The following is a 23920-nucleotide window of genomic DNA, read 5'->3' on the forward strand; positions in this document are numbered from 1 at the left end:
CATGTTGCCGACCTGCGACGTCGCGCCGCCGCCCGCCGGCCTGCGCCTGATCGCCATCGGCGCCTCGGCCGGCGGCGTGGAAGCGCTGGGCATCGTGCTGCGCGCCTTGCCCGCCACCTGCCGCGCGGCCGTGGTCGTGGTGCTGCACCTGGCGCCGGGCCGTTCGAGCCAGTTGCCGCAGTTGTATGCGGAACGTTGCCAGCTGCCCTTGCGCGAAGCGCAGGACAAGGAACCCTTGCAGGGCGGCACCGTGTATTTCGCGCCGCCCGATTACCATTTGCAAGTCGAACCCGATGGCAGCTTTTCCCTGTCGCAGGAAGCGCCCGTGTATTTTTCGCGTCCATCCATCGATGTCTTGCTGGAAACAGCCGCGTACGCCTACCGGCGCGCCATGCTGGCCATCATCCTGACGGGCGCCTCGGCCGACGGCGCGGCGGGCCTGGCGCGCGTGCGGCAGCTGGGTGGTAGTGCCTGGGTGCAAGACCCGCAGTTGGCCAGTTGTGGCATCATGCCGGCCGCCGCGCTCAAGCGGGCCGGCGCCGACCGCGTGCTCGATTTGCCGCAGATGGCTGCCAGCCTGGCCTTGCTCGGCGATGGTGAACACAAGTGAATGGGAATGGTGTAGTGCGTGTAATATATGTGAGAATTGAAACAATGTTTATGTCCATATCGAAACACGATGGCATCTTGCCGTTGCGATGCCTGAAGATGATTCCGTGACCGCCCCTATCCATATCCTCGTCGTTGACGACATCGCGCAAAACCTGGTCGCCGCCGAAGCCGTGCTGGCGCGGCCCGGTATTGTCATCCTGAAGGCCGGCTCGGGCGCCGAGGCGCTGGAATTGCTGTTGACGCATGACGTGGCGCTGGCCCTGATCGACGTGCAAATGCCGCAGATGGATGGTTTCGAGCTGGCCGAGCTGATACGCGGCAGCGAACGCACGCGCAGCATTCCCTTGATTTTTCTCACGGCCGCGTCGCGCGAACCGAGCTACAGTTTCCGTGGCTACGAGGCGGGCGCCGTCGATTTCCTGTACAAGCCCATCGACGTGAAAGCCTTGCAAAGCAAGGTGGCCGTGCTGGTCCAGCTGTACCAGCAGAAACGCGAGTTGTCGGCCCAGCTCGACGAGCTCAAGCATGCGCTGCACCTGAATGAATTGTTCACGGCCGTGCTGGGCCACGACTTGCGCACGCCCCTGTCGGTGGTGATGAACGGCGCCATGCTGTTGCCGATGATGAGCGACCACCCGAAGGTGATTGTCACGGCGCAACGCATCGAAAGCAGCGCCAAGCGCATGGCGCGCATGGTCGACCAGTTGCTGGACCTGGCGCGCATCCGTTCCGGCACGATGGAGTTGCGCAGCAGCACGCACGACTACCTGGCGCTGGCGCGTGCCATCGTCGAGGAATTCGAGACGGCCGGCCAGGCGCCCCTTGTCGAACTCAGCAGTGTTGGCGAGCTGCACGGGCAATGCGACGCGGGCTTGCTGTCGCAAGTCATCTCGAATCTGCTATGCAACGCCCTCACGCATGGCGAGGCGGGCGCGCCGGTGCAGCTGGCCCTCGACGGACGCGACGCCGACAGCATTGAATTGCGCATCGCCAATCGCGGCGTCATTCCCGCCGCCTTGCTGCCGACCCTGTTCGAGCCGTTCCAGCAGGCGGGCGAAAAGCGCAGGACGGGGCAGGGCCTGGGGCTGGGCCTGTACACGGTGAACATGTTCGTCAAGGCCCATGGCGGCACGGTCGAGCTCAGTTCGACGGACGCGCAGGGCACGCTGGCGACGGTGCGCATCCCGCGCCAGTGCCAGGTGCGCGTGCAAGCGGGATTGGCCACATGAGCGCGCCAGCCTGGCCGCGCGGCGGCGGCAGCATGGGCGAGCTGGTGCGCCAGCGCGACTGGTCCGCCACCAGCCTGGGCGCCCTCGATGGCTGGCCCGCCAATTTGCGCACCAGCGTCGACATCGTCCTCAATTCGCCGATGGCGATGGTGCTGATGTGGGGCCCGCAGCATGTGATGATTTACAACGACGACTACATCCAGATCGCCGGGGCGCGCCATCCGGCGGCGCTGGGCGGCACGGTGCCGGCCGTCTGGCCCGAAATCTGGGATTGGAACGCGCGCATCCTCGACGCGGGATTGCGCGGCGAGACGCAGGTGCACCGCGAGTGCTGCCTGCCGCTGTTGCGCGGCGGACAGCACGCGGATGTCTGTTTCGACCTGTTTTACACGCCCGTGCATGGCGCCGGCGGCCAGGTCGATGGCGTGCTGTGCACGGCGCTGGAATTGACGGCGCGCATGGAGGAGGGGCGCCAGCTGAAGCTGGCCACGGCCGAACTGGGCGAACTCAACACCACCTTGCAAGCCGAGAGCGAGGCCGTGCGCGCGGCCAACCGTCGCCTGGGCGAGGAACGCGCGCTGCTGCGCGCCCTGTTCCAGCAGGCGCCCAGCTTCATGGCCATGCTGCGCGGGCCGCAGCACGTGTTCGAATTGGCGAACGAACATTATCTGCGGCTGGTGGGACGTCCCGAACTTGAGCTGCTGGGCAAGACAGTCGAAGTGGCCTTGCCCGAAGTCAAGGCGCAAGGTTTCATCGCGCTGCTCGACCAGGTCTACCGCACGGGCGAACCTTACGAAGGGCGCCAGGTCAAAGTGGATTTGCAGACGGCGGACGGGCAGACGGGCCAGCGCCACATCGATTTCGTCTACCAGCCCATCAAGGATGACGAGGGCGCGGTCACGGGCATCCTCGTCGAAGGCATCGACGTCACCGAGCGCATGGAAGGCGAGGAGCGGTTGCGTCTGGCCCAGCAGGCGGGCGGCATCGGCACCTTCGAATGGTTCCCGGAGACGGGCGCGATGCTGGTGTCGCCCACCTTCCGCCGCCTGTGGGGCATTGCCGACGAGACAGAAGTGACGGAGCGCCTGCTGGTGAGCCTGGTCGATGCGCGCGACCAGCAAAAGGTCGGACCCAGCAAGCTGGATCTGGCGCCCAATCCCCTCGAATACGTGGAGTACCGCATCCGCCGTCCCGCCGATGGCGCGCTGCGTTGGATCGCGCGCCAGGGCGAGGTAGTGGCCGGCCGCGTGCCGGGCCAGCGCCGCTACGTGGGCGTGTCGTTCGACGTGACGGAGCGGCGCCAGATCGAGGATGAACTCAACGCCAGCCAGGAGCGCATGGCGGCCATTTTCGGCCAGGCTTCCGTGGGCTTGTCCGAGCTGGGCCTCGATGGTCGTTTCCAGCGTGTCAACGGCGCCTTGTGCCGCATGCTGGGACGTTCCGCCGAAGAACTGCTGAGCCTGAATATGAACGACATCATGCATCCGGCGGACGTGCCTGGCAATGGCGTGCTGTTCCAGCGCCTGGTGGAAACGGGCGAATCGTTCTCGCTGGAAAAACGCTATCTGAAGCCCGATGGCTCGCAAGTGTGGGTGTCGAGCAATGTCAGTCGCCTGGTCGATGAGCAGGGTCATACGCGTTCCTTGATCGCCGTCAAGACGGACATCACGGACCGGCGCCGCGTGGAAAAAGCGCTGCATGAATTGAACGAAACGCTGGAACACCGGGTCGAACAGGAAGTGAACGAGCGCACCAAGGCCGAAGACGCCTTGCGCCAGGCGCAAAAGATGGAAGCCGTTGGCCAGTTGACGGGCGGCATCGCGCACGACTTTAATAATGTGCTGCAAATCATTTCCGGCAATTTGCATTTGCTGCAGCACCTGGCGGGTACGGATGGCCTCATGCGCCAGCGCCTGGACACGGCGATCGCCGCCGTCGAGCGAGGTGCCAAGCTGTCGTCGCACCTGCTGGCGTTTGCACGGCGCCAGCCCTTGCAACCGGTGGTGGCCGACTTGACGCGCGTGGTGCGCAATATGGATGCGTTGCTGCGGCGCGCCCTGGGCGAAGCGATCGACATCGTGCTGGTGGGCGGCGGCGGACTGTGGAATACCCTGGTCGACCGCAGCCAGATCGAGAACGTCATCCTCAACCTGGCCATCAATGCGCGCGACGCCATGGATGGCGTGGGCAAGCTGACCATCGAACTGGGCAACGTCGTGCTCGACGAACAGTATGTGCACAACCTGGTCGACGTGCCGGCGGGCCAGTACGTGATGCTGTCGGTGACCGATACGGGCCGCGGCATGAGCGGCCCCGTGCTGCAGCGCGCCTTCGAACCGTTCTTCACGACCAAGCCGGAAGGCGCGGGCACGGGCCTGGGCTTGTCGATGGCGTACGGCTTTGTCACGCAAAGCCGCGGCCATATCCGCATCTACAGTGAACCTGGCGTGGGCACGGGAGTCAAAATCTATTTGCCCCGTTCCCTGATGGCCGAAGCGGACGAGGAACTGGAGTTGAGCGGCGTCGTCACGGGCGGCACGGAAACGGTGCTGGTGGTGGAAGACGACGTGGGCGTGCGCACCACCGTGGTCGACATGCTGGGCGCGCTCGGCTACAAGGTGCTCAAGGCCGAGGATGGCGAAAGCGCGCTGGCCGTGCTGCACAGCGGTGCGCAGATTGACGTGCTGTTTACGGACGTGATCATGCCCGGTCCCGTCAGCAGCACGGAGATGGCGCGCCAGGCGCGCGAGCTGCAGCCCGATATCGCCGTCCTGTTTACCTCGGGCTATGCGCAGGATGTCATCGTGCACGAAGGCCGGCTCGATGCGGGGGTGGAATTGCTCAGCAAGCCATACCGGCGCGAAGAGCTGGCGCGCAAGCTGCGCCATGTGCTGGCCAACCGCCAGCAGCAAATGCGCGCGCGCCAGTTCGAACGGTCCGGCGCGCCCGTGGCCGGCACGCTGGCAACTGGCAGCACGGCGGCCAGCGTGCTGGGAGGCGGCACGCCGGGGCTGGACTTGACGGGCCATGCTTTGGTGCCGCAGGGGGACATGCCGACTTCGATGAAGATACTCGTGGTGGAAGACAATCTCGATTCCCAGCTGATGGTGTGCGAGCTGGTGGGCATGCTGGGCCACACGGTCAGCGGCGTGTCCGATGGCGAGGCGGCGTGGGAGTTGCTCAACGAGCAAGACTTCGATATCCTGTTTACGGATGTCAGCCTGCCCGGCATGTCCGGCATCGCGCTGGCACGCATGGTGCTGCGCGATAAACCGGACATGCGCATCATCTTTTCCACCGGCTATGGCAAGGAATCGATGGATGAGCTGGGCTTTTCCGCCAGCGTCTTGCGCAAGCCCTATGATTTGATGGAGTTGCAAGCGGCACTCGACCAACCCTGACGGGCATGCGCCGGCACGGCCAGCCTGTCCCACCCTGCAGAGGTAAGGCATGACTCCTGAACTGACGATGCTGGCTTGTACCCTCGTGCTGGCGCTGGTGCAAATCCTGTTGCCCGCGCTGTTTCGCACGCGCGAGACGGGCACGGCGTATAACGTGAGCGCACGCGATGGGGAAGGCCCGCCCGTGGGCAAGATCACGGGCCGCTTGCAGCGGGCCCAGGCTAACCTGTTCGAAACCCTGCCCCTGTTCGCCGCCGCCGTGCTGATCGCCCACGTGACGGCGCAGGAAAGCGCGCTGACCCTGTATGGCGCCGCCCTGTACCTGGCCGCGCGCGTGCTGTACTTGCCCCTGTATGCGTTTGGCGTGCCCGTCGTGCGCACGCTCGTGTGGTGCGTGTCGATTGCCGGCTTGCTGATGCTGTTCTGGGCCATCCTCTTCGCTTCCTGAAGTCCTCGCCGCTGGCGTTCCGCGGCCGCGCGCCCGAAGCGATGCGCGGCAAGTTCCGACGCCGCCGTTCTCCGGCCACCCCGGCGGCCGGCGGCGTGCGCTGCCTTGCGCACGACGCGTGCGGCGCCCGCTAAGCTACCTACTACCCGCTAACTGCTGAGTGTCTGGTACTTTTGGTGGAAAACTGAAAGTAACTACGCCACCACGGGCGGGACTCATCCTACATGCGCTCTTGGCATCCTCCTATTTCTTGCACCCCATGCGCGCACTAAGATGACGGTTCCCTTGCCATGCGAGGGGAAAGAATTGCATGGTTTGCACTGTTTCTGATTCCATCGATCAAGGAGATCATCATGGCCACATCGAGCGACAATAAACAGCAAGGTAGTAAAACCAGTAGCAGCAGTAGCGGCGGCGGCAGCAAGCAAAGCGATACCAGCAAACGGGGTTTCGCTTCCATGGACCCCGCCCAGCAGCGCGAAATCGCCAGCGAAGGCGGACGTGCCGCGCATGAAAAGGGCACGGCGCATGAATTCACGTCGGAAGAGGCACGCCGCGCAGGCAGCCAAAGCCACAAGAACGATGCCAGCCGGCAAAGCGCCTCCAGCTCCAGCGGCACGCGCGACAATGCCGGCATGAACCAGGAGGGCAACCGCGACAGTGGCAACAAGCAAAGCGGCGGCGCGGGGTCGGGTTCGGGTTCTGCGGGGTCGCGCAACAAGTAGCAGCAAGTGGTAATGAGCGGTAGCGGTGACCATGGCCAGCGGCAGGCACGCCGTTGGCCATGGCCGCATCTGTCCGGTCGCCGCAAAATTTTGATGCAATGCAGCAGGCATGGACTATGATGAAATAGCTGCGCTGGCAAGGTGCAATCGCCTGGCAATCGCCGCGCAGTCAACTCGCATTGATGATCAGGGAGAAGATAATGGGCAACGCGAATACGCCGCAACCGGGCAATAGCCAGGGCGGCACGCCATCCACGGCGGGCAGCAAGCAAAGCACGGCCGACTCGGCCGAAAACTTTGTACTGGTCGATAGCGAGCAAGGCCTCGATATCGGCGACGATCTGTTTTCCATCGGCGAAGTGCGGCGCGCCGACCGCTTGCCGCATCACCAGTCCGGCTCCGCAGGGCAAAGCCGGCAGAGCGCCGACGATGCGCCCGACACCACGGGCAGTACGGGCGTCTGAGGTCTGAGCTTCCCTTCCTGACTGTCTGATAATTTCCGCAAGGCCAGCCGCCGGTCGTGTTCGCGCACGGCGGCTGGCCGTTTCCCCTTGCGCGTGGACAACGTCGCCTGCTTGCCGGCGCTGGTAAGACTGGCGACCCGGCTACAGGTCGACCCGTCCGTGTTCGCCCAGATCCTTTGGCGGTTCGCCCGTGATGGCGGCCTTGGCCATTTCATAAAATTGCATCATCTTGCTGGCGCTGCTATCCCAGTATTCGGCTGACTGTATCGTTACCTTGATCAGCGACAGCTTCGGATCGTCGAGTCCGCCCGGAAACCAGGCTTTTAGCAGCGGGTTCCACAATTCTTCCGCCTTGGCGCGGTCCTTCAGCAACTGCGCGTGACCGCAGACGGACACATACAGGCTGTCGCCCGTATCGACAAAGCTGACGTTGACTTGCGGATTGTTCAGCAAGTCGCGCGTGTAGGCGGCTTCGTCCGAGACAAAGAACCAGATGTGCCCTTCGCTGTCCACCTGCTGCTGCGTCAGTGGCCGGCTGGTGAGGGTGCGCATGTCATCGCTGGTGGTCAGCATGCCGAATTTGACGTCCTTGATCCTGGCCGCGATGCTGGCCAGTTGTTCGCTGGAATATGCTTGCATGGGTGCTCCCTTGATGGTTGTCCTGAACAACAGCATAGGCGGGCGTGGCAGGCGGCTCTGTACGGCAGCTTACGTAGTGGCGACTGCCTGCCTCGCGCCATGTTTCAAAGCTGTTACAAAACGCTGGCCCGGCGGGGCGCCCCATGTATTGACTTAATAAATGATAATCATTATCATTTGTTTGAAAATGAGGCATGAACTTTGATTGAAGGATGGGAATGAAGCACACTGACTTGTCGCGCCACCTGGCCCGCTCCTTGCCGGGAGCGCTCGATGGGTAATGCGGGCGCAGCAGACAAGGCCAAGAACAACGCCAGCCGCGCCGTCTGGCTGAAGAACTTGCATCAATGGCACTGGATCAGCTCAGCGCTTTGCCTGCTGGGCATGTTTCTGTTCGCCATTACCGGCATCACCTTGAACCACGCCGGCCAGATCGAAGCCAAGCCGGCGATCACGCGCCAGAAGGCGGCGTTGCCGGCACCCCTCGTCACGCAGCTGGCCGCGTATGCCGCCAAGCACGATGGCGCCAATGCGCCCATGCCGGCCGACGCCGAAGCCTGGCTCAAGCAGCAGTGGTCGCTCAATGCGGGCGGCCGTCCCGCCGAATGGTCGATCGACGAAGTCTACCTGCCGCTGCCCAGGGCGGGTGGCGACGCCTGGGTGCGCATCGGCCTGGAAGACGGGGCTGCCGAATACGAATTGACGGATCGGGGCTGGGTGTCCTGGCTCAACGATGTCCACAAGGGCCGCAACACGGGCGTGGCGTGGAGTTGGTTCATCGACATCTTTGCCGGCGCCTGCATCGTGTTTTGCCTGACGGGCTTATTGATTTTGAAGTTCCACGCGGCCAACCGGCCATTTACCTGGCCGATGGTTGGCCTCGGTATCTTGATACCCTGCGCGATCGCCTTGCTGTTTATTCACTGATCGTTTTTACTCTTACTTTTTTACAGGCACACCATGAAATTACGCTACACCCTGGCGCTTGGCCTTCCCCTGATCGGTACGTCGGCGATGGCGGCCGACCTGTCCCTCAAGCTTGAACTCCCGCAATTGAACGTGGCGGAATACCACCGTCCCTACGTGGCGGCGTGGCTGGAAACGGCGGACCAGAAGGTGGTTGGCAACCTGGCCGTGCTGTACGACGTGAAAAAGAAAGACAAGGTCGGCGAGAAGTGGCTGAAGGACATGCGCCAATGGTGGCGCAAGAGCGGCCGCGACCTGGCCATGCCCGTGGACGGCGTCAGCGGCGCCACGCGTGCGCCGGGCGAACATACCTTGACCTTCCCTGGCGCCAAGGCCTTGCTTGACAAGTTGCCGGCCGGCGAATACCAGGTGGTGGTGGAAGCGGCGCGCGAAGCGGGCGGACGCGAACTGGTGCGCGTGCCGTTCCAGTGGCCGCTGAAATCGGCCCAGTCCGTGCCAGCCAAAGGCAAGGAAGAACTCGGTAATGTCGTCGTCCAACTCAAACCATAAGGCGCACCCCATGTTCAAGCAATTCAACAAACCCCTGATCGCCCTGGCCCTGGCCGGCCTGGCCATGAACGCCCACGCCCACCGCGGCTGGATGGTGCCATCGAGCACGATGGTGGAAAGCAAGGACGCCTGGGTGACGGTGGATGCCGCCGTCTCCGACGGCCTGTTCGAGATCGACCACCAGCCGCTGCGCCTGGACGCGCTGCAAGTCATCGGCCCGGACGGTGCCAAGGTCGCGCCAGCAAATACGCTGACGGGCCGTTTGCGCAGCGTCTTCGACGTGAAAATGGAAAAGCCGGGCACGTATAAAGCGGCCATCGTGTCGCAAAACGTGATGGGCAGCTACACCGTGAACGGCGAGCAGAAGCGTTTCCGCGGCAACGAGGAAACCTTCAAGAAAGACGTGCCGGCCGACGCGAAAGACGTGAAAATCACGCGCACGGCAGCGCGCCTGGAAACTTTCTTTAGCAATGGCGAAACCAGCACGGAAGTGTTCAAACCGACGGGCGTGGGCCTGGAATTCGTGCCGGTGACGCACCCGAACGACTTGCGCGCGGGCGAGAAAGCCACCTGGCGTTTCTTGATCGACGGCAAGCCGGCGGCGAACCAGGCGTTCAGCCTGGTGCCAGGCGGCGTGCGCTATCGTGGCGTGCTCGGTGAAATCCGCCAGAGCACGGATGCCAAGGGCGAGATCACGTTCACCGTGCCGGCCGCCGGCATGTATTACCTGAGCAGCACCTGGCCAGCGGCCGCCCCAGCCGTGGCCGGCCAGCCGCCCGTGATGCCGGAGCGCCGCGCCACCTACGCGGCTTCCGTGGAAGTGCTGCCGCAGTAAGCGGCGGCATCTTCGCGAGCGAGAGCGCCGATGCGCCGGGTCCTGCTGCCGCAGCATATTTCCGATCAGGTCGCGCCGCCCGGCGCCGCGATCCGGGACTTGCGCGGCCTGTCGATGGGCACCAGCTGGTCGGTGCGCTTGCTGGAGTCCTCCATGCCGGGACGCGCGGGCAGCGCCGACCTGCAGCAGGGCTTGCAGCAGCAGCTGGATCTTGTTGTAGCGCAAATGAGCCACTGGGACGAGGACTCGGACCTGGGCCGCTTCAACCGGGCCGAGCCCGGCAGCTGGCACAGCCTGCCCGCCGCCTTTTGCGAGGTGCTGGGCTTTGCCATGCACGTGTCGCAGGCGTCCGGCGGCGCGTATGACCCGTGCGCCGGTACCCTCGTCAACCTGTGGGGCTTCGGCCCCCGCAACCGCTACGACGAGCCCGGCTTCCTGCCGCCGAAAGACGATACCGTGGCGCTGCTGCTGGCGCAGCGCCAGCGCCGCCGCCTGGAACTGGACTTGCCGGCCCGCCGCGCGCGCCAGCCGGGCGGCTTGCAGCTGGATTTGTCCGCCGTGGCCAAGGGCTATGGCGTGGACCGCCTGGCCCGCTACCTGGACAGCCAAGGCATCCATCATTACCTGGTCGAAGTGGGCGGCGAGCTGCGCGGCGCCGGCAGCAAGCCCGACGGTCAGCCGTGGTGGGTGATGCTGGAACAGGTCGATGGCGTTGCCGATAATGCACAGCATCCGCCGGAAATGCTGCTGGCGCTGCACGGCTTGTCCGTGGCGACGTCGGGCGATTACCGGCGTTTCTTCGAAGATGGCACGGTGCGTTTCTCGCACACCATCGATCCGCGCAGCGGCATGCCGATCGCCAATCAACTCGCTTCCGTCACCGTCGTGCACGCCGAATGCATGGCGGCCGATGCCTGGTCGACGGCCTTGACGGTGCTGGGCCCGGAAGCCGGCATGGCGCTGGCCGAAGAGCAGGGCCTGGCCGCGCGCTTCCTGCAGCGCGACGGCGATGGTTACCATGAAACGCTGAGCAGCCACATGCTGGCCATGCTCGACGAATGAACGATTGATTCCATGATTTTTACGCACGATACGACGCGGCTGGCCTTGCTGGCCGCCCTGTCCCTCAGTTATGCGGGCGTATGCCTGGCGCCCTGGTTGCGCGCGCGCGCCAGGCGCCGCGCGTCCGACGCCGCGAAGGCGGCGCTGGCCAACAGTCCCGCCTGGCTGGTGGCGTATGCGAGCCAGACGGGCAATGCCGAGGAACTGGCCACGCAAACGGCGCAGAGCCTGCAACTGGCCGGCATTCCCGTGCGCCTGTGTGCGCTGGCCGACCTCACGGCCATTGATCTGCAACAAGCGGAGCGGGCCTTGTTTTTGGTCAGCACCTATGGCGAAGGCGATGCGCCCGACAATGCGGCCGCCTTCATGGGCCGTTTGATGACGGGCGAACTGGCGCTGCCGCAATTGCACTACGCCGTGCTGGCCCTGGGCGACCGCAGCTATGGCCAGTTCTGCGGCTTCGGCCGCGCGCTCGATGCCTGGCTGGCGGAGCAGGGCGCCTCGCGCCTGTTCGAGCGCATCGAAGTCGACCGCAGCGCCAGCGCCACCATCGAGCAATGGTTCCAGCACCTGAGCCACCTGGCCGGTACCAGCGACGCGCCCGACTGGAGCGCGCCCGCATTCGGCGACTGGCGCCTGACACGTCGGCAGTTGCTCAATCCCGGCAGCGCCGGCGGCCCCATCTATCACGTGGAACTGGCGCCCGTGGCAGGCAGCCTGCCTGACTGGCAGTCGGGCGACCTGGTGCAGGTGGCCGCGCCGCTTGATCCTGCGCAACCGCGCGAATATTCGATCGCCTCGATTCCACACGACGGCGGCGTGCACTTGCTGGTGCGCCAGCATGCGCATCCCGACGGCAGCCTGGGCCTGGCCTCGGGCTGGCTCACGGCGCAGGCCGCTGTCGGCGACGTGGTGCAACTGCGCTTGCGCCAGCATCGGCGTTTCCGCCTGGAAGACAATGCCCAGCGTCCCCTGATTTTAATTGGCAACGGCAGCGGCATCGCCGGCTTGCGCGGCCATTTGAAAAGCCGCGTGCTGGCAGGGCAGCGGCGCAATTGGCTGATCTTTGGCGAACGCAATGCGGCCCATGATTTCCATTATCGCGAGGAAATTGAGCACTGGCATGCCAGCGGTGACTTGCCGCGCCTGGACCTGGCGTTTTCGCGCGACCAGGCCGAGCGGACCTACGTGCAGGACCGCTTGCGCGGCAATGCCGATGAAATCAAATTGTGGCTGCAGCAGGGCGCGGCCATCTACATTTGCGGCAGCCTGGCCGGCATGGCGGGCGGCGTCGACCAGGCCCTGCAGGACATGCTGGGACGGCCCGCGCTCGACGCGCTGGCAGCGGAAGGGCGCTACCGGCGCGACGTCTACTGAGTTTTTGACGCCGCCAGCGCGTTCGCGCACACACGGCTATCATGATTGTTTTATCCGCCGAGGAGATACATCATGAGCGACAGTATTTACGACATTCCCTTGCGCCGCATCAATGGCGAACCCACCAGCCTGGACGCCTATCGCGGCAAGGTCGTGCTGGTGGTCAATGTCGCCTCCGCCTGCGGTTTGACGCCGCAGTACGAAGGACTGGAAAAGCTCTACGCCGACAAGCAGGCCGAGGGCCTGGTGGTGGCCGGTTTTCCCGCGAATGAATTCGGCGCGCAGGAGCCGGGCAGCAATGCCGAGATCGCCGATTTCTGCCGCGGCACCTTTGGCGTGCAATTTCCCATGTTTGAAAAGATCGTCGTCAAGGGGCCGGGCCAGCATCCGCTGTACCAGCGCCTGGTGCAAGAGCAGCCGCGGGCGCAGGAAAAGCCGGGCAGCGATTTCCGCGCCAAGCTGGCCGGCTACGGCATCACGCAGGAGCAGCCCGGCGACGTGCTGTGGAATTTCGAGAAGTTTTTGATCAGCAAGGACGGCAAGGTGGTGGGGCGTTTCGCGCCCGACACCACGGTCGACGATGCGCTCTTGCGCGAAGCGATCGCGCGCGAGTTGCAGGCCTAGGTTTAGGCCTGGCTCAGTCGGCGGCGTCCAGCGCGGCCGGCTCCATCTCGCCACTGACTTCCTGCAAGCCCCGTGCCAGGCTGGAAATGCTGGGGTTGTCGATGAAGACGCAGCGCTTGCCCGTGCGCTTGCAATAATCCTTCACGCGCCAGTAGGCGCTGTGGCTGATGCAGCCCGTCTGGCAAATCACCAGGTCGGCCGCCGCCAGGCTCGAATCGAGCAGGTTGGCATTGTCTTCCAGGCCGCCGTCGTGGTGGGCGAATTGCGCGCCGACCCGCTCGATCAGGGCGCGGTAGGTGGCGACATTGCCGCTGCGTCCGCCCACGCACAGGACGCTTTGATCGACGAGGCGGATCGGCATTTTCAGCTTGCCGCCCGTCGGCACTTCCAGCTTCGGCGCCGGTGGCGGCACGGCCGTGCCCGGACGAGGCTGGGCTTGCTTCAAATCCGCGATTTGCTGGCGCAATTCCTTTTCGCGCTCATCCATTTGCGCCAGGCGTTCGACCAGGCGCGTGCGCGATTCCAGCGCCGGGATGGCCGCCTGCAATTGCGCCAGTTCCGCGCGCAAACCGTCGATCACGCTGTCCTTGCCGATCGCCTCGGCACGCGTGCGCAGCAGCACGGCTTCCTGGCGTTCCAGTTCGCCCGTTTTTTCCATCAGTGCGGCCTGGCTGCGCTGTTGCAGCTTGGCCAGTTCGTGCGTCAGGCGCGCATTTTCTTCCTGCAAGGCCGTAAACTTGCCCATGTCGGCGCGCACGCAGGCGCCGGCCTGGTGCTGGATCATGTGCAAGTCTCTGCACATCTGCTCTTCCAGCTCGGCGTCGCAGCGCGGGTGCGTCAGGCCGGCCCAGAAAGCGCCCGACACGTCGCCGTTGGCGACGGCCGTGCGCCACAGTTCGGCCACTTGTTCCGTCGTCTTGGCGCCGCGAAAGCGCAGGATCACGGGGGCGTAGCGGCGTTCGAGTTCCTTTTGCAGCGCTTCGGACAGGCGGTTGCGCGCGCCGCATTCCGTCACGGCGCCCACGTGCACTTCGTAATCGTCGGCCAGCACGCGCCCGCCCGTCATCTTGCCTACCAGCTTGCGCAAGTATCCCAGGGGCAAGCCCACGCCGACCAGCGGGCAATGACAGGTATGCGACAGTTCCCACAGCCGACGGCGGCGTGAAGCGAGCGCGGCCGGTTCGGCCCCGCCGCTGGAACAATTGCTGATGACGGGCAGGGACTGGTCTTTGTCACACATGGCGATATCCTGTTGGACGATGGGGATGGAAAAGAAATTATTGCGGCAGGGGCGAGGCGGGGCGCTTGGCGCTCAGCATGCGTGCCACGCGCTCAAGCCAGGTGCTCCTGGGTGGCGCGGGCCGGTGCAGCGCCACCAGGGCAGCCCATTGCTGCGACAGTTGCTGGCAGGTCGCTTGCAGCACGGGGCCCAGGCCGGGCGAGTTTGACAGCACTTGCAGATGGCGTTCGATGACACCCGCCAGTTTCTCGCAGGGACTGCCCGCATGGTAGTGCGACATCAGGTGCAGCACGGCCGACAGCAGCAATTCGGGCTGTTGGCCTTGCGGGGGAGGAAACATCGGGGAAGGTCGGTCATTCGCCATCAAACACTCCTGTGCGGTGGTTTGGCTGGCTGCGCGCACGGGGCGCGACTGGCTGGCGAGTGTGGTGACTGGCTGCCGTGCTGCTTCAGGCAGTCAGGATCAGCTTGTTCAATTGGGTGACGCGCAGGCGATAGATCTTGCCGCTGTGCTCAATCTCCACTTCGCGGCCCTGCTGCAGCAGCGCTTCGCTGGTGATGCGGCGCGCCGGCTGGGCCATGCTGACGGGAGGACGGACGTGGGCGGTAGCGGCATCCTGGATCAAGGCTGGTTTTGAGCTTTGCATGTTGGGCTTTCTTTGTCTCAGTTGAGAATGATTCGTATTTGCATTATTGTTGAATGTGGCCCGAAAAGCAAGGCTTATTTGTGCGGAATCCGCGCTTTTTTACGGTGGGATGGCAGCGTGGGAGCGAGTGCTGCGCAAAGGCGGCCGCTGGCGCGGCGTGGATGGGGGCGGCAGCAAAAAAGACCCGGCAAGGCAGTGCGCCTTGGCCGGGTCAAGCCTGTGCCAAGCTTGAGGAAATCGGGATGGGGCTAGATGGTGGCCAGCAATTGCGCCGAGGCGCTGGCGGCCGCGGTGGTATCGGCCTTGAGCTTGGCGGCGGCCAGCTGCTTGGCGCGCGAACGCGACGGCGGCAGGCGGCGCAGGGTTTTCAGGGCGTCCGGATCCTTGATGCCGATGGTGCGTTGGTCAACCGTGATCAGGCCGATTTCATTGAAGGCGGAAAGGGTGCGGCTGACCGTTTCCAGGGTCAGGCCCAGGTAGCTGCCGATTTCATGGCGCGTCATGCGCAGGTTGAACAGCTTGCTCGAATAGCCCATCTGCGCAAAGCGGTCGGCCAGCGAGACGAGGAAGCGCGCCACGCGGGCTTCGGCGCTGAGGGCGCCCAGCATGCCGATCATGGCTTGCTCGCGCACCAGTTCGCGGCTCATCACGCCGTACATGACATTTTCCAGTTCCAGGTGGACACGACCCAGCGCCGTGAGTTTCTTGAACGGCAGCAGGATCAGGTCGCAGTCGGACAGGGCCACCGCTTCCGAGGAATAGTGGCGCGAGTGGATACCGTCGACGCCCAGCATGTCGCCCTTCATGGGAAAGCTGAGCACCTGCTCATTGCCGAATTCATCGATGAGCACGGTTTTCAGGAAGCCCGAATTGACGATGTACAGGGTGTCGAACGGCTGGCCGATCGTATGCACGCGCTGGCCCGTCTTGAATTGCACGTGCTGGAACAGCAGTTCGTCGGCGGCGATGGTGCAGGCGCTGGAGATATGCAGCAGGTCGCACACCTCCTTCAGGTTCGACCAGAGCCGGCCCTGGCGCTGGCGTCCCGCTTCCATCGGAGCGGAGGGGGCCAGCGATGGTGAGGCGGCGCGGGTGTCGGGCATTTGCGTGGACAGCATGTTCATCTCCTGGTGACAGGTAGTTCAGAGTTGAATGACGGGGTGCACGGGACGGCGGGCAGGCGTGGGCCGGCGGCGCGCGTTCGGGCAGGTAATGCTCAATTCGCTGAAGACTTGCTGTGTGATGAAATAACTTTCCAGCAACTTGATTACTGGTTTCAGTATGCCAACAAGCGTATGCAATTAATATCAGCAGTGGCTGAATATGGCAGTAGGAGCTGTGGTAGATGAAGTAGGATTGTTCCTACAGTCGACGCGCGGGCGCGCGCCGCCGTATTCAGGTCTTGAAGGGGGAGAGCAGGCGGTGCGCCACGGCATACTGGACCATTTCAGACAGCGAACTCATGCCCATCTTTTGCATGATGCGCGTCTTGTGCGTACTCACCGTCTTGACGCTCAGATGCAGGTTGTTGGCAATTTCCGTGATCGACTTGCCTGCCACCAGCAGGGAAAAGACTTCGAATTCGCGGTCCGACAACTGTTTATGCAGCAAGCTTTCATTCGGCATCATGATGTTGAGCACGAGTTGCTCCGCCACCTCGGCGCTGATGTAGGGACGACCCGACGCCACCTTGTGGATGGCGCCCACGAGCTGGGTGCCCGCGCTTTCCTTGGTCAGATAGCCTTGCGCGCCGGCACGGATGGCGCGCACCGCATATTGCTCTTCCTCGTGCATGGTGAGGATCAGGATGGACAGCTTGGGCGCCTCGCTGCGGATTTGCCGGATCAGGTCGACGCCGCTGCGGCCCGGCATCGACAGGTCGAGCAGCAACAGGTCGAAGCCGCCCTGGCGCACATGGTTGAGTACTTCAAAACCGTCGATGGCTTCACCCACGATGTCGATATCCGGCGCGCCGTCAAGGATGCGCTTCAATCCTTCACGCATGATGGTGTGGTCGTCGGCAATCACAATACGTATCATAGGCGGGCAATCTGGTGGCGTGTAATCTGCTCTGTCCGTCACCGGACAATCAAATGTTGAGAAACGAGAAACGTTGTCATTTTAACTGAAGCGGCCGCACTGTGCCTTTTCTTGCGATGTGCCGGTGCGGCGGCCCCCGTGGCCATGTGACCCCTTATTTCGTCAGGGGTTCCTTGATCAGCCTATGCACCAGTACGGGCAATTTCGAGTGCGACAGCACCTTGTTGGTCACGCTGCCCAGCAGCAACTGACCCCAGCCGCTGCGGCCATGCGAACCCATGAAAATCAGGTCGCATTGCTGCAATTGCGCCACTTCCACGATTTTCAGGGCGGGGCTGTCGGAAAAGGCCGTCAATCCCGTCGCTTGCAAGCCCCGCTTGGCAGCCGCGTCGAGCACGGGTTGCCAGTGGTCGGCGCCCGCCTTGCGCATGGCGACGCGGTATTCCTCTTCGCTGGGATAGCTCGGCGGAATGATTTCGATGTACACCGGGTACTGGTACTCGGGCGCCACATACACGGCAAGGATGTCGGCGTGCATTTGTTCGGCAAAGGCAACGCCGGCACAGGCCGTCAAGTTGGAGACGGTGGAGCCGTCCGTGGCGATCAGAATTTTCTTATACATGGCAGGTCCTTTGGCAGTGACTCAGCGCGCGCAACGCCTCTTATTGTAGACGTGGCGGCAGCATTGTATTCATGTAAAGACTTGATAATTATCAATACTACTGCACCTTCAGTATAGACAACATTGGCAGAAAGATCGTGTTTAGCTGCGGCAGGGTCCGCCTGGCGCCGTTGTACAGGCGCTTGAGAGCAGGATTTCTTGTGTCGCGCGTGGTCTTGCACGCACGCCAATGGTAGTATTTCAAAATACAACAGCAGGAACACTTATTTCCTGGCGGAAAAGCTCTTGCGGACCCGCTTTGCACCAGGAAGCGCGTTTTGAGATTTACCAACAGGGCGGCGCCCTGCTACACTCGCACCATCGCAGCGGTATTGCCTCAAATCATCTTAATCGAGAAATTGTGGGTATCAGTCTGTAAAACGCACAGTTCAGGCGGAATTTTGACAAATTATGGAGAAGCAGGGATATGACCAACGCCGCTGATGATTTCGATGCATTATTCGATGAAGTATCCGCGCAAAGCGCGGCCGCAGCCACGCCGGCGCCTGCCGCCGCGCCCGCTCCCGCCGTGATCGCGGATGATGATTTTGACGCGCTGTTCGACTCCGTGTCGGCCAGCGCCGCCGTACCGGCAGCCGCAGCGGAAGCTGCCCCCGTGGCTGGCGCCGACGCGCCTGGCGAAGCGGCCGACCCGGTCGACCAGTCCGACAAGCCGATGTTCGAGCGCCTGGGTGGCATCGTGCGCCTGCTGCACGATTCGCTGCGCGAACTGGGCTACGACAAGGCGTTGACGGAAGCGTCGTCGCAGATCGTCGACGCCCAGGATCGCCTGGAATATGTCGCCACCCTGACGGAACAGGCCGCCAACAAGGTCTTGAACACGCTCGACGAAGGCATGCCGGCGCAGGACGTGCTGTCGAAGAAAGCCAAGGACATGGACGGCCGCTGGACGGCGCTGTTCGACGGCAAGCTGAGCCTGGAAGAATTCAAGGCCCTGGCCGGCGATTCGCGCCAGTTCGCGCAAGCCGTTGCCGAAGCGACGGAAGCGGAAAAAGCCCGCTTGCTGGAAATCATGATGGCCCAGGACTTCCAGGACATCACGGGCCAGCTGATCAAAAAAGTGGTCAACATCACCAAGACGGTGGAAAACGAGCTGGCTCAGCTGCTGCGCGACAACGCGCCGGCCGAGGTGCGCGAAAAACTGGCGCAAAAGCCGGTGCCGCTGATGCAGGGCCCGTCCGTGCCGTCGGTGGCGCTGGACCAGGATAATGTAGACGACCTTCTTGCGGATTTGGGATTCTAATGGACGATATGCTCAAGGATTTCGTCGTTGAGGCGATGGATCTTGCGGTTAATGTTGAAGAGCACTTATTGCGCCTCGAGCGTGATCCTGACAACAAGGAAACACTGAATGCCGTGTTTCGTTCCTTCCACACCATCAAGGGTGGCGCCGGTTTCATGGGCCTGCCTGCGCTGGTGGCGGCCTGCCACCTGACGGAAAACCTGTTCGACGCCTTGCGCACGGGCGCCGCGCCCGTGACGCCGATCGCCATCGAGGCGGCGCTGCAAGCGTCCGGTTTCGTGGCCGACCAGCTGACGGAGCTGGCGAACGGCGCCGCGCCGGAAAGCTTGCCGGCCATGCCGGAAGAGCTGGAACACATCCTGACGAACGCCATCGAAGGCAAGGGCATGGACGCGCCTGCGCCTGCCGCCGCCGTGGCGGCGGAAGCGGCCGCGCCTGTTGCCGAGGTCGCTGAAGTGGTTACAGCCGCGCCTGCCGCTGTCGCGGCCACTGCCAGCGCCGATGGCCTGGACTGGGAAGGCATGTATAACGCCGTCGTGCCCGAGGGCAGCCGCGTCGCTGCCGCACCGGTGTCCGCCGTCGCCGCTGCGCCTACCGTCGTGGCCGCCGCGCCTGCCGCTGCCGCCGCCGCCAAACCGGCCGCCAAGGCCTGGGATGGCGCCGAACGCCGCGAAGAGCGTCCGGAAGTGCGCCATGCCGCGCCCGTCAAGGAGGACAGCATCCGCGTCGACGCCGTCAAGCTCGACGCATTGCTGGAAGTGGCCGGCGAATCCGTGCAGGCCGCCAACCAGGCTGCCGTGCTGCTCGAGCGCTTGCTGCAATTCAAATTCGAAGGCCAGGCCGCTACCTTGATGGCGACCCTGGCGGAAACCCTGGAACGCGCTTCGCGTTACTCGACGGAACTGCAGCGGGCCACCCTGGCCACGCGCATGCAGCCCGTCGGCCGCCTGTTCCAGAAATTCCCGCGCCTGGTGCGCGAACTGGCCAAGGATCTGGGCAAGGATGTCGAACTGACCATCGAAGGCGCGGAGACGGAAGTCGACCGCGTGGTGGTCGACAGCCTGTACGATCCGCTCGTGCACATGCTGCGCAACTCGCTCGACCATGGCGTCGAATCGCCGGAAGCGCGCCTGGCTGCCGGCAAGCCCGCCAAATCGTATATTTCACTGAAGGCATGGCAGGAAGCCAACAGTGTCATGATCGTGCTGCAGGATGACGGCAAGGGCATGGACCCGGCCTTCCTGCGCAGCAAGGCCCAGCAAAAGGGCTTGATCAGCGAAAACGCGCAGTTGAGCAACGATGAATGCTTCCAGCTGGTGTTCCTGCCGGGCTTCTCGACCAAGGAAGTCGCGTCCAGCGTTTCCGGGCGCGGCGTCGGCATGGACGTGGTGAAAACGGCCGTGGAGAAAAACCGCGGCGCCATCCACATCGAATCGGCGCTGGGCAAGGGCACGAAATTTGCCATCCGCCTGCCGATCGAGCTGTCGATCGTGCCGACCATGCTCGTGTCGACCTCGGGCGCCGCGCTGGCGCTGCCGATGGCCGTGGTGCAGCGCGTCGTCGAATTGCCGGAAACCTTCATGGAAGTGGGCGGCGCGCCCGTGCTGAAAGACCAGGGCCGTCCATTGCCCGTGCGGTCGCTGGCCGGTTCGCTGGGCTACGAATCGTGCAGCGAGCGCGTCGGCATTGTTGTCGCTGCGCCACAGCCGTACATTCTCGCCGTGGAAGCCGTCGATGGCACGGCCGACCTCGTGATCAAGCCGATGACGGCCATCACCGTGGAAGGCATCACGGGCACGGCCCGCTCGGCCGAAGGCGAGCTGGTGCTGGTCGTCGGCCTGTCGTTCCTGATGGACGGTTGCCGCAGCAGCGTGCGTCTGGCGGCCTGAGGACACCTGACCAAACCTGCTGCGCGTCGGCATAGGCGGCCTGCGATGCTCACCGTACCAGAGTACGGTTGCGCTTCTTAGCCACCTCTCCCTTCCGCTCGCGACGGTTTTGTCAGGCGTCGTAAGTATTGCTTTATTCATTAAAAAGCCCGCTATGTGTAGCGGGCTTTTTTTATGGCGCCAGCGGCGTCAAATGTTGTCCGGGCGCAAAGTTCCGCCTTCCAGCCAGCGCTGCACGCGCACGATTTCCTGGGCGCGGCCCGCCTCGTCCTTCGGCGGCGGCAAATAGATGTCGGGCATGATGCCGCCCAGGTCCACCTGCAGCTGCGGCAAGCGGGCAGAGCGGGAGGTAGCGTATTGCAGGTGGCGCTGGCCCGACGGCAGGATGTGCAGGCGCATGTTCGAATAATCGAGCGCGCCGTAACTGTTGCGTCCGATCAATTTCACATGAAAACTTTGCCGCGCCGCCAGCAGAAATTCTTCGCAGGAACTGGCGCAGTCGCGGTCGACCAGCACCGCCACGCGCGCCGGCCGGCGCGGCTCCGGCGTATCCACGCGCGTATAGCTGACGGTGCCGCTGCTTTGCTGCGGCGCGTATTGGCCCGGCTTGACGGTGCGCATCTGCGTCACGGCCTGGGCCGCAAAGGCGGCGCACGCCTGGTCGCCGGGCGCCAGCAGCGCGCAGACTTTTTCCTGGCCGTCGATATTGGCCGGCGTGGACAGCCATTCGGCGCCCATCGTGACTATTTCGTCCGAACTGATCCAGGACAACAGCGGCGCATACGTGCTGTCGCTGCCGCCGCCGTTGCGGCGCACGTCGAGGATCCAGTTGGGACGGGCCGCCAGCGCCGTGCGGTGCGTGTCGAGCAGCTTGGCCACGGCGGCGCGGTAGCTGCCGTGAAAGCTGGGCAAGGTCAGGAGTACGGTCGAGTCCGACAATATCTGCAGCGCCGGCTCCTGCGTTAGCGCTGCCTGTCCCGGCGCGGCGGGCCGCGCCGGCGCCGGTTTGGCGATGTCGAGCGCGCTGCCTGGCTTGATATGCAGGTGGCCCTTGCGCCACATGCGTGCATAGTTTTCCAGGATTGCATCGCAGGCCTTGCCGTCGGCCGCGCCGGCCGCCGCCGTGGTGGCCGTGGCCAGCGCCAGGTCGAAATATGCCTGGCCCTTTTGCTCCAGGTGCTGGCGCGCGCCCGTGTCGTTTTCCAGCAGGAAGGGCGCTATGGCGCGCAAGTCCTGCACGCAGGTGTCTCCCGGCGTAGTAGCCGCCGCATGGCTGGCGGCCAGGGTGATGGCGGCCAGCGCCAACAAGTTCAGTTTCATCGAGGTCTCCAGGTGGGCCAGCGCGTGTGCACCGGTCATTATTGTCGAAATACAATACACGAAAGATTGAGGAAAAAATATCCATTTCGGGTGGCGCCGTGGCTCGTTCGGCAGCCCGCCTGCGGATGGGGCCGGCATGCCGCCAATATGCCGATATCGGCAATTTCCAGCTCATATCCAACAATGCGGCCAAACTTTGTATCGCCAATCCCACGTTTTTGCCTGTTTCGGTTCTGTATTCCCCGATATATGGCATAATCCTTGTGGATCACCGTATGACTTGATATCACTTGATCACTTAAACAGGCTGTGGCAACGCTGCATAAATCATGATGAAGACGCTTTACGACAAACTTTGGGAATCCCACGTTGTTCGGGCCGAAGATGATGGCACGACAATTCTGTACATCGACCGGCACCTGCTGCACGAAGTCACCAGCCCGCAAGCCTTCGATGGCCTCAGCGTGGCGGGCCGCCAGCCGTGGCGCATTTCCGCCAACCTGGCCGTGGCCGACCATAACGTGCCCACCACCAGCCGCGTCGACGGCATTGCCGACCCGGTCTCGCGCCTGCAGGTGGAAACCCTGGACAAGAACGCCCGGCACTATGGCTTGACCTACTTCAACATGAACGACAAGCGTCAGGGTATCGTGCATGTGATCGGCCCCGAGCAGGGCGCGACCTTGCCCGGCATGACGGTCGTCTGCGGCGATTCGCACACGTCCACGCACGGCGCGTTCGGCGCGCTGGCGCACGGCATCGGCACGTCCGAAGTCGAGCACGTGCTGGCCACGCAAACCTTGTTGCAAAAGAAATCCAAATCCATGCTGGTGCAGGTCGACGGCGCCTTGCCTGCTGGCGTGACGGCGAAAGATATCGTGCTGGCCATCATCGGCAAGATCGGCACGGCCGGCGGCACGGGCTACTGTATCGAGTTCGGCGGCTCGGCGATCCGCGCCCTGTCGATGGAAGGCCGCATGACGGTGTGCAACATGGCCATCGAGGCGGGCGCGCGCGCCGGCATCATCGGCGTGGACGACACCACCATCAATTACGTCAAGGGCCGCCCGTTTTCGCCGGCCGGCCCGCACTGGGAACGCGCCGTGGCCTATTGGCGCACCCTGCATTCGGACCCGGGCGCCCGCTTCGACCTCGTCGTCACCCTCAACGCGCAAGACATCGTGCCGCAGGTGACCTGGGGCACGTCGCCCGAGATGGTGATCGGCGTCGATGGCCGCGTGCCGGACCCCGACCAGGAAAAAGACAGCGTCAAGCGCGATGCGATGGAAAAGGCGCTCGTCTACATGAACCTCAAGCCGAACACGGCCATCGAAGATATCCGCATCGACAAGGTCTTCATCGGTTCCTGCACCAATTCGCGCATCGAGGATTTGCGCGCGGCAGCGGCCGTGGTGCGCGGCAAGTACCGTGCCTCGAACGTCTCGCTGGCGCTGGTGGTGCCCGGTTCCGGCCTGGTCAAGGATCAGGCGGAGCGCGAGGGACTCGACCGCATCTTCAAGGATGCCGGTTTCGAGTGGCGCGAGCCGGGCTGCTCCATGTGCCTGGCCATGAATGCGGACCGTCTGGAGCCGGGCGAGCGCTGCGCGTCCACGTCGAACCGCAACTTTGAAGGCCGGCAAGGGCAGGGCGGGCGTACCCACCTGGTGTCGCCCGCGATGGCGGCCGCGGCGGGTATCGCCGGCCACTTTGTCGACGTGCGGGGCTTGCGATGACGGCAGGGACTGGTGCCGCTGGTTTACACTAGCGTTCCCAGTCCCTTACTTATTATCAAGAAATCATCATGAAAAAACTCTTCGCCCTCCTCATCGCCACCGTCATCTTGTCTGGCTGCAACACCGTCTCCGGCATCGGCCGCGATGTGCAGAAAGTCGGCCAGGTTGTCACTGGCGCCGGCGGAAAATAAACCGCGACGTGCCGGCGCCCTGCGCCGCGCGTCTTACCGAGTA

24 protein-coding genes are annotated in these 23920 nt (G+C 63.8%); 16 read left to right on the top strand and 8 right to left on the bottom strand.

Annotated features, from left to right (window positions below; all coding sequences use genetic code 11):
• Position 1 precedes the first annotated feature (1 nt).
• From OX459_RS04885 to OX459_RS04910, 6 genes are all read left to right on the top strand, one after another.
• A complete protein-coding gene (locus OX459_RS04885) occupies positions 2-610 on the top strand; it encodes a chemotaxis protein CheB (RefSeq protein WP_099666975.1) in 609 nt (202 codons plus the stop codon).
• 106 nt (positions 611-716) lie between these two features.
• Complete coding sequence (locus OX459_RS04890; RefSeq protein WP_099668411.1) at positions 717-1841, top strand: hybrid sensor histidine kinase/response regulator; 1125 nt, start codon at positions 717-719, stop codon at positions 1839-1841.
• Positions 1838-5242 (top strand): PAS domain S-box protein, encoded by a 3405-nt coding sequence (locus OX459_RS04895; RefSeq protein ID WP_289904056.1) that lies wholly within the window; start codon positions 1838-1840, stop codon positions 5240-5242. The genes OX459_RS04890 and OX459_RS04895 overlap by 4 nt, the downstream gene beginning before the upstream one ends.
• Positions 5243-5291: 49 nt before the next feature.
• The gene (locus tag OX459_RS04900) at positions 5292-5690 is read left to right on the top strand and encodes an MAPEG family protein (protein ID WP_099666977.1); all 399 of its coding nucleotides are present in this window, start codon (positions 5292-5294) and stop codon (positions 5688-5690) included.
• 353 nt (positions 5691-6043) lie between these two features.
• Positions 6044-6415 (top strand): KGG domain-containing protein, encoded by a 372-nt coding sequence (locus OX459_RS04905; protein ID WP_289904057.1) that lies wholly within the window; start codon positions 6044-6046, stop codon positions 6413-6415.
• 200 nt (positions 6416-6615) lie between these two features.
• The gene (locus OX459_RS04910; protein WP_077407571.1) at positions 6616-6879 is read left to right on the top strand and encodes a hypothetical protein; all 264 of its coding nucleotides are present in this window, start codon (positions 6616-6618) and stop codon (positions 6877-6879) included.
• A 141-nt stretch (positions 6880-7020) separates the two neighbouring features.
• Here OX459_RS04910 and OX459_RS04915 read toward each other — a convergent pair whose 3' ends face one another.
• On the bottom strand, positions 7021-7518 hold the full coding sequence (locus tag OX459_RS04915) for a pyridoxamine 5'-phosphate oxidase family protein (RefSeq protein WP_099666979.1): 498 nt from the start codon (positions 7516-7518) through the stop codon (positions 7021-7023).
• A gap of 273 nt (positions 7519-7791) precedes the next feature.
• Between OX459_RS04915 and OX459_RS04920 the strand changes: the two genes are divergently transcribed.
• From OX459_RS04920 to OX459_RS04945, 6 genes are all read left to right on the top strand, one after another.
• Positions 7792-8445, top strand: a complete 654-nt coding sequence (locus OX459_RS04920; RefSeq protein WP_077407567.1) for a PepSY-associated TM helix domain-containing protein — start codon at positions 7792-7794, stop codon at positions 8443-8445.
• A gap of 33 nt (positions 8446-8478) precedes the next feature.
• Positions 8479-8994 carry a DUF2271 domain-containing protein gene (locus tag OX459_RS04925; protein ID WP_077407565.1) on the top strand — a complete coding sequence of 172 codons (516 nt, stop codon included), beginning with the start codon at positions 8479-8481 and terminating at the stop codon, positions 8992-8994.
• Between the two features lie 10 nt (positions 8995-9004).
• Positions 9005-9829, top strand: coding sequence for a DUF4198 domain-containing protein (locus tag OX459_RS04930; RefSeq protein WP_099666981.1), 825 nt, complete (start codon positions 9005-9007; stop codon positions 9827-9829).
• 30 nt (positions 9830-9859) lie between these two features.
• Positions 9860-10891: an FAD:protein FMN transferase gene (locus OX459_RS04935; RefSeq protein WP_289904058.1), complete on the top strand. Its 1032-nt coding sequence runs from the start codon at positions 9860-9862 to the stop codon at positions 10889-10891.
• A gap of 12 nt (positions 10892-10903) precedes the next feature.
• Positions 10904-12268, top strand: a complete 1365-nt coding sequence (locus OX459_RS04940; protein ID WP_289904060.1) for a sulfite reductase subunit alpha — start codon at positions 10904-10906, stop codon at positions 12266-12268.
• A gap of 72 nt (positions 12269-12340) precedes the next feature.
• The gene (locus OX459_RS04945) at positions 12341-12892 is read left to right on the top strand and encodes a glutathione peroxidase (RefSeq protein ID WP_289904062.1); all 552 of its coding nucleotides are present in this window, start codon (positions 12341-12343) and stop codon (positions 12890-12892) included.
• A 13-nt stretch (positions 12893-12905) separates the two neighbouring features.
• Here the strand turns inward: OX459_RS04945 and OX459_RS04950 are convergent, their stop codons facing one another.
• The 6 genes from OX459_RS04950 to OX459_RS04975 form a co-directional block, all read right to left on the bottom strand.
• Positions 12906-14132 (bottom strand): DUF2325 domain-containing protein, encoded by a 1227-nt coding sequence (locus OX459_RS04950; protein ID WP_289904064.1) that lies wholly within the window; start codon positions 14130-14132, stop codon positions 12906-12908.
• A 37-nt stretch (positions 14133-14169) separates the two neighbouring features.
• Positions 14170-14496 (bottom strand): hypothetical protein, encoded by a 327-nt coding sequence (locus OX459_RS04955; protein ID WP_289904065.1) that lies wholly within the window; start codon positions 14494-14496, stop codon positions 14170-14172.
• Between the two features lie 85 nt (positions 14497-14581).
• Positions 14582-14779 (bottom strand): hemin uptake protein HemP, encoded by a 198-nt coding sequence (locus OX459_RS04960; RefSeq protein ID WP_034750559.1) that lies wholly within the window; start codon positions 14777-14779, stop codon positions 14582-14584.
• 248 nt (positions 14780-15027) lie between these two features.
• Positions 15028-15834, bottom strand: coding sequence for a helix-turn-helix domain-containing protein (locus tag OX459_RS04965; protein ID WP_035821063.1), 807 nt, complete (start codon positions 15832-15834; stop codon positions 15028-15030).
• A 340-nt stretch (positions 15835-16174) separates the two neighbouring features.
• Positions 16175-16819 (bottom strand): response regulator transcription factor, encoded by a 645-nt coding sequence (locus tag OX459_RS04970; RefSeq protein ID WP_034783426.1) that lies wholly within the window; start codon positions 16817-16819, stop codon positions 16175-16177.
• Positions 16820-16973: 154 nt separating this feature from the next.
• Positions 16974-17441 carry a universal stress protein gene (locus OX459_RS04975; protein WP_289904066.1) on the bottom strand — a complete coding sequence of 156 codons (468 nt, stop codon included), beginning with the start codon at positions 17439-17441 and terminating at the stop codon, positions 16974-16976.
• 466 nt (positions 17442-17907) lie between these two features.
• Here OX459_RS04975 and OX459_RS04980 point away from each other — a divergent pair, with 466 nt between their 5' ends.
• The gene (locus OX459_RS04980; protein WP_289904067.1) at positions 17908-18744 is read left to right on the top strand and encodes a protein phosphatase CheZ; all 837 of its coding nucleotides are present in this window, start codon (positions 17908-17910) and stop codon (positions 18742-18744) included.
• On the top strand, positions 18744-20633 hold the full coding sequence (locus OX459_RS04985; protein ID WP_289904068.1) for a chemotaxis protein CheA: 1890 nt from the start codon (positions 18744-18746) through the stop codon (positions 20631-20633). Before OX459_RS04980 ends, OX459_RS04985 begins: the two co-directional genes overlap by 1 nt.
• A gap of 189 nt (positions 20634-20822) precedes the next feature.
• Here OX459_RS04985 and OX459_RS04990 read toward each other — a convergent pair whose 3' ends face one another.
• Entirely contained in the window at positions 20823-21953 is a 1131-nt protein-coding gene (locus tag OX459_RS04990; protein ID WP_289904069.1) for a S41 family peptidase, read from the bottom strand.
• 329 nt (positions 21954-22282) lie between these two features.
• Here OX459_RS04990 and leuC point away from each other — a divergent pair, with 329 nt between their 5' ends.
• Both leuC and OX459_RS05000 read left to right on the top strand, forming a co-directional pair.
• Positions 22283-23686 carry a 3-isopropylmalate dehydratase large subunit gene (gene leuC, locus OX459_RS04995; protein WP_289904070.1) on the top strand — a complete coding sequence of 468 codons (1404 nt, stop codon included), beginning with the start codon at positions 22283-22285 and terminating at the stop codon, positions 23684-23686.
• 68 nt (positions 23687-23754) lie between these two features.
• Positions 23755-23877, top strand: coding sequence for an entericidin A/B family lipoprotein (locus tag OX459_RS05000; RefSeq protein ID WP_010400408.1), 123 nt, complete (start codon positions 23755-23757; stop codon positions 23875-23877).
• Positions 23878-23920: the final 43 nt, after the last annotated feature.

The sequence above is a fragment of the Janthinobacterium sp. SUN026 genome (assembly GCF_030397625.1).
GTDB classification, from domain to species: domain Bacteria; phylum Pseudomonadota; class Gammaproteobacteria; order Burkholderiales; family Burkholderiaceae_D; genus Janthinobacterium; species Janthinobacterium kumbetense.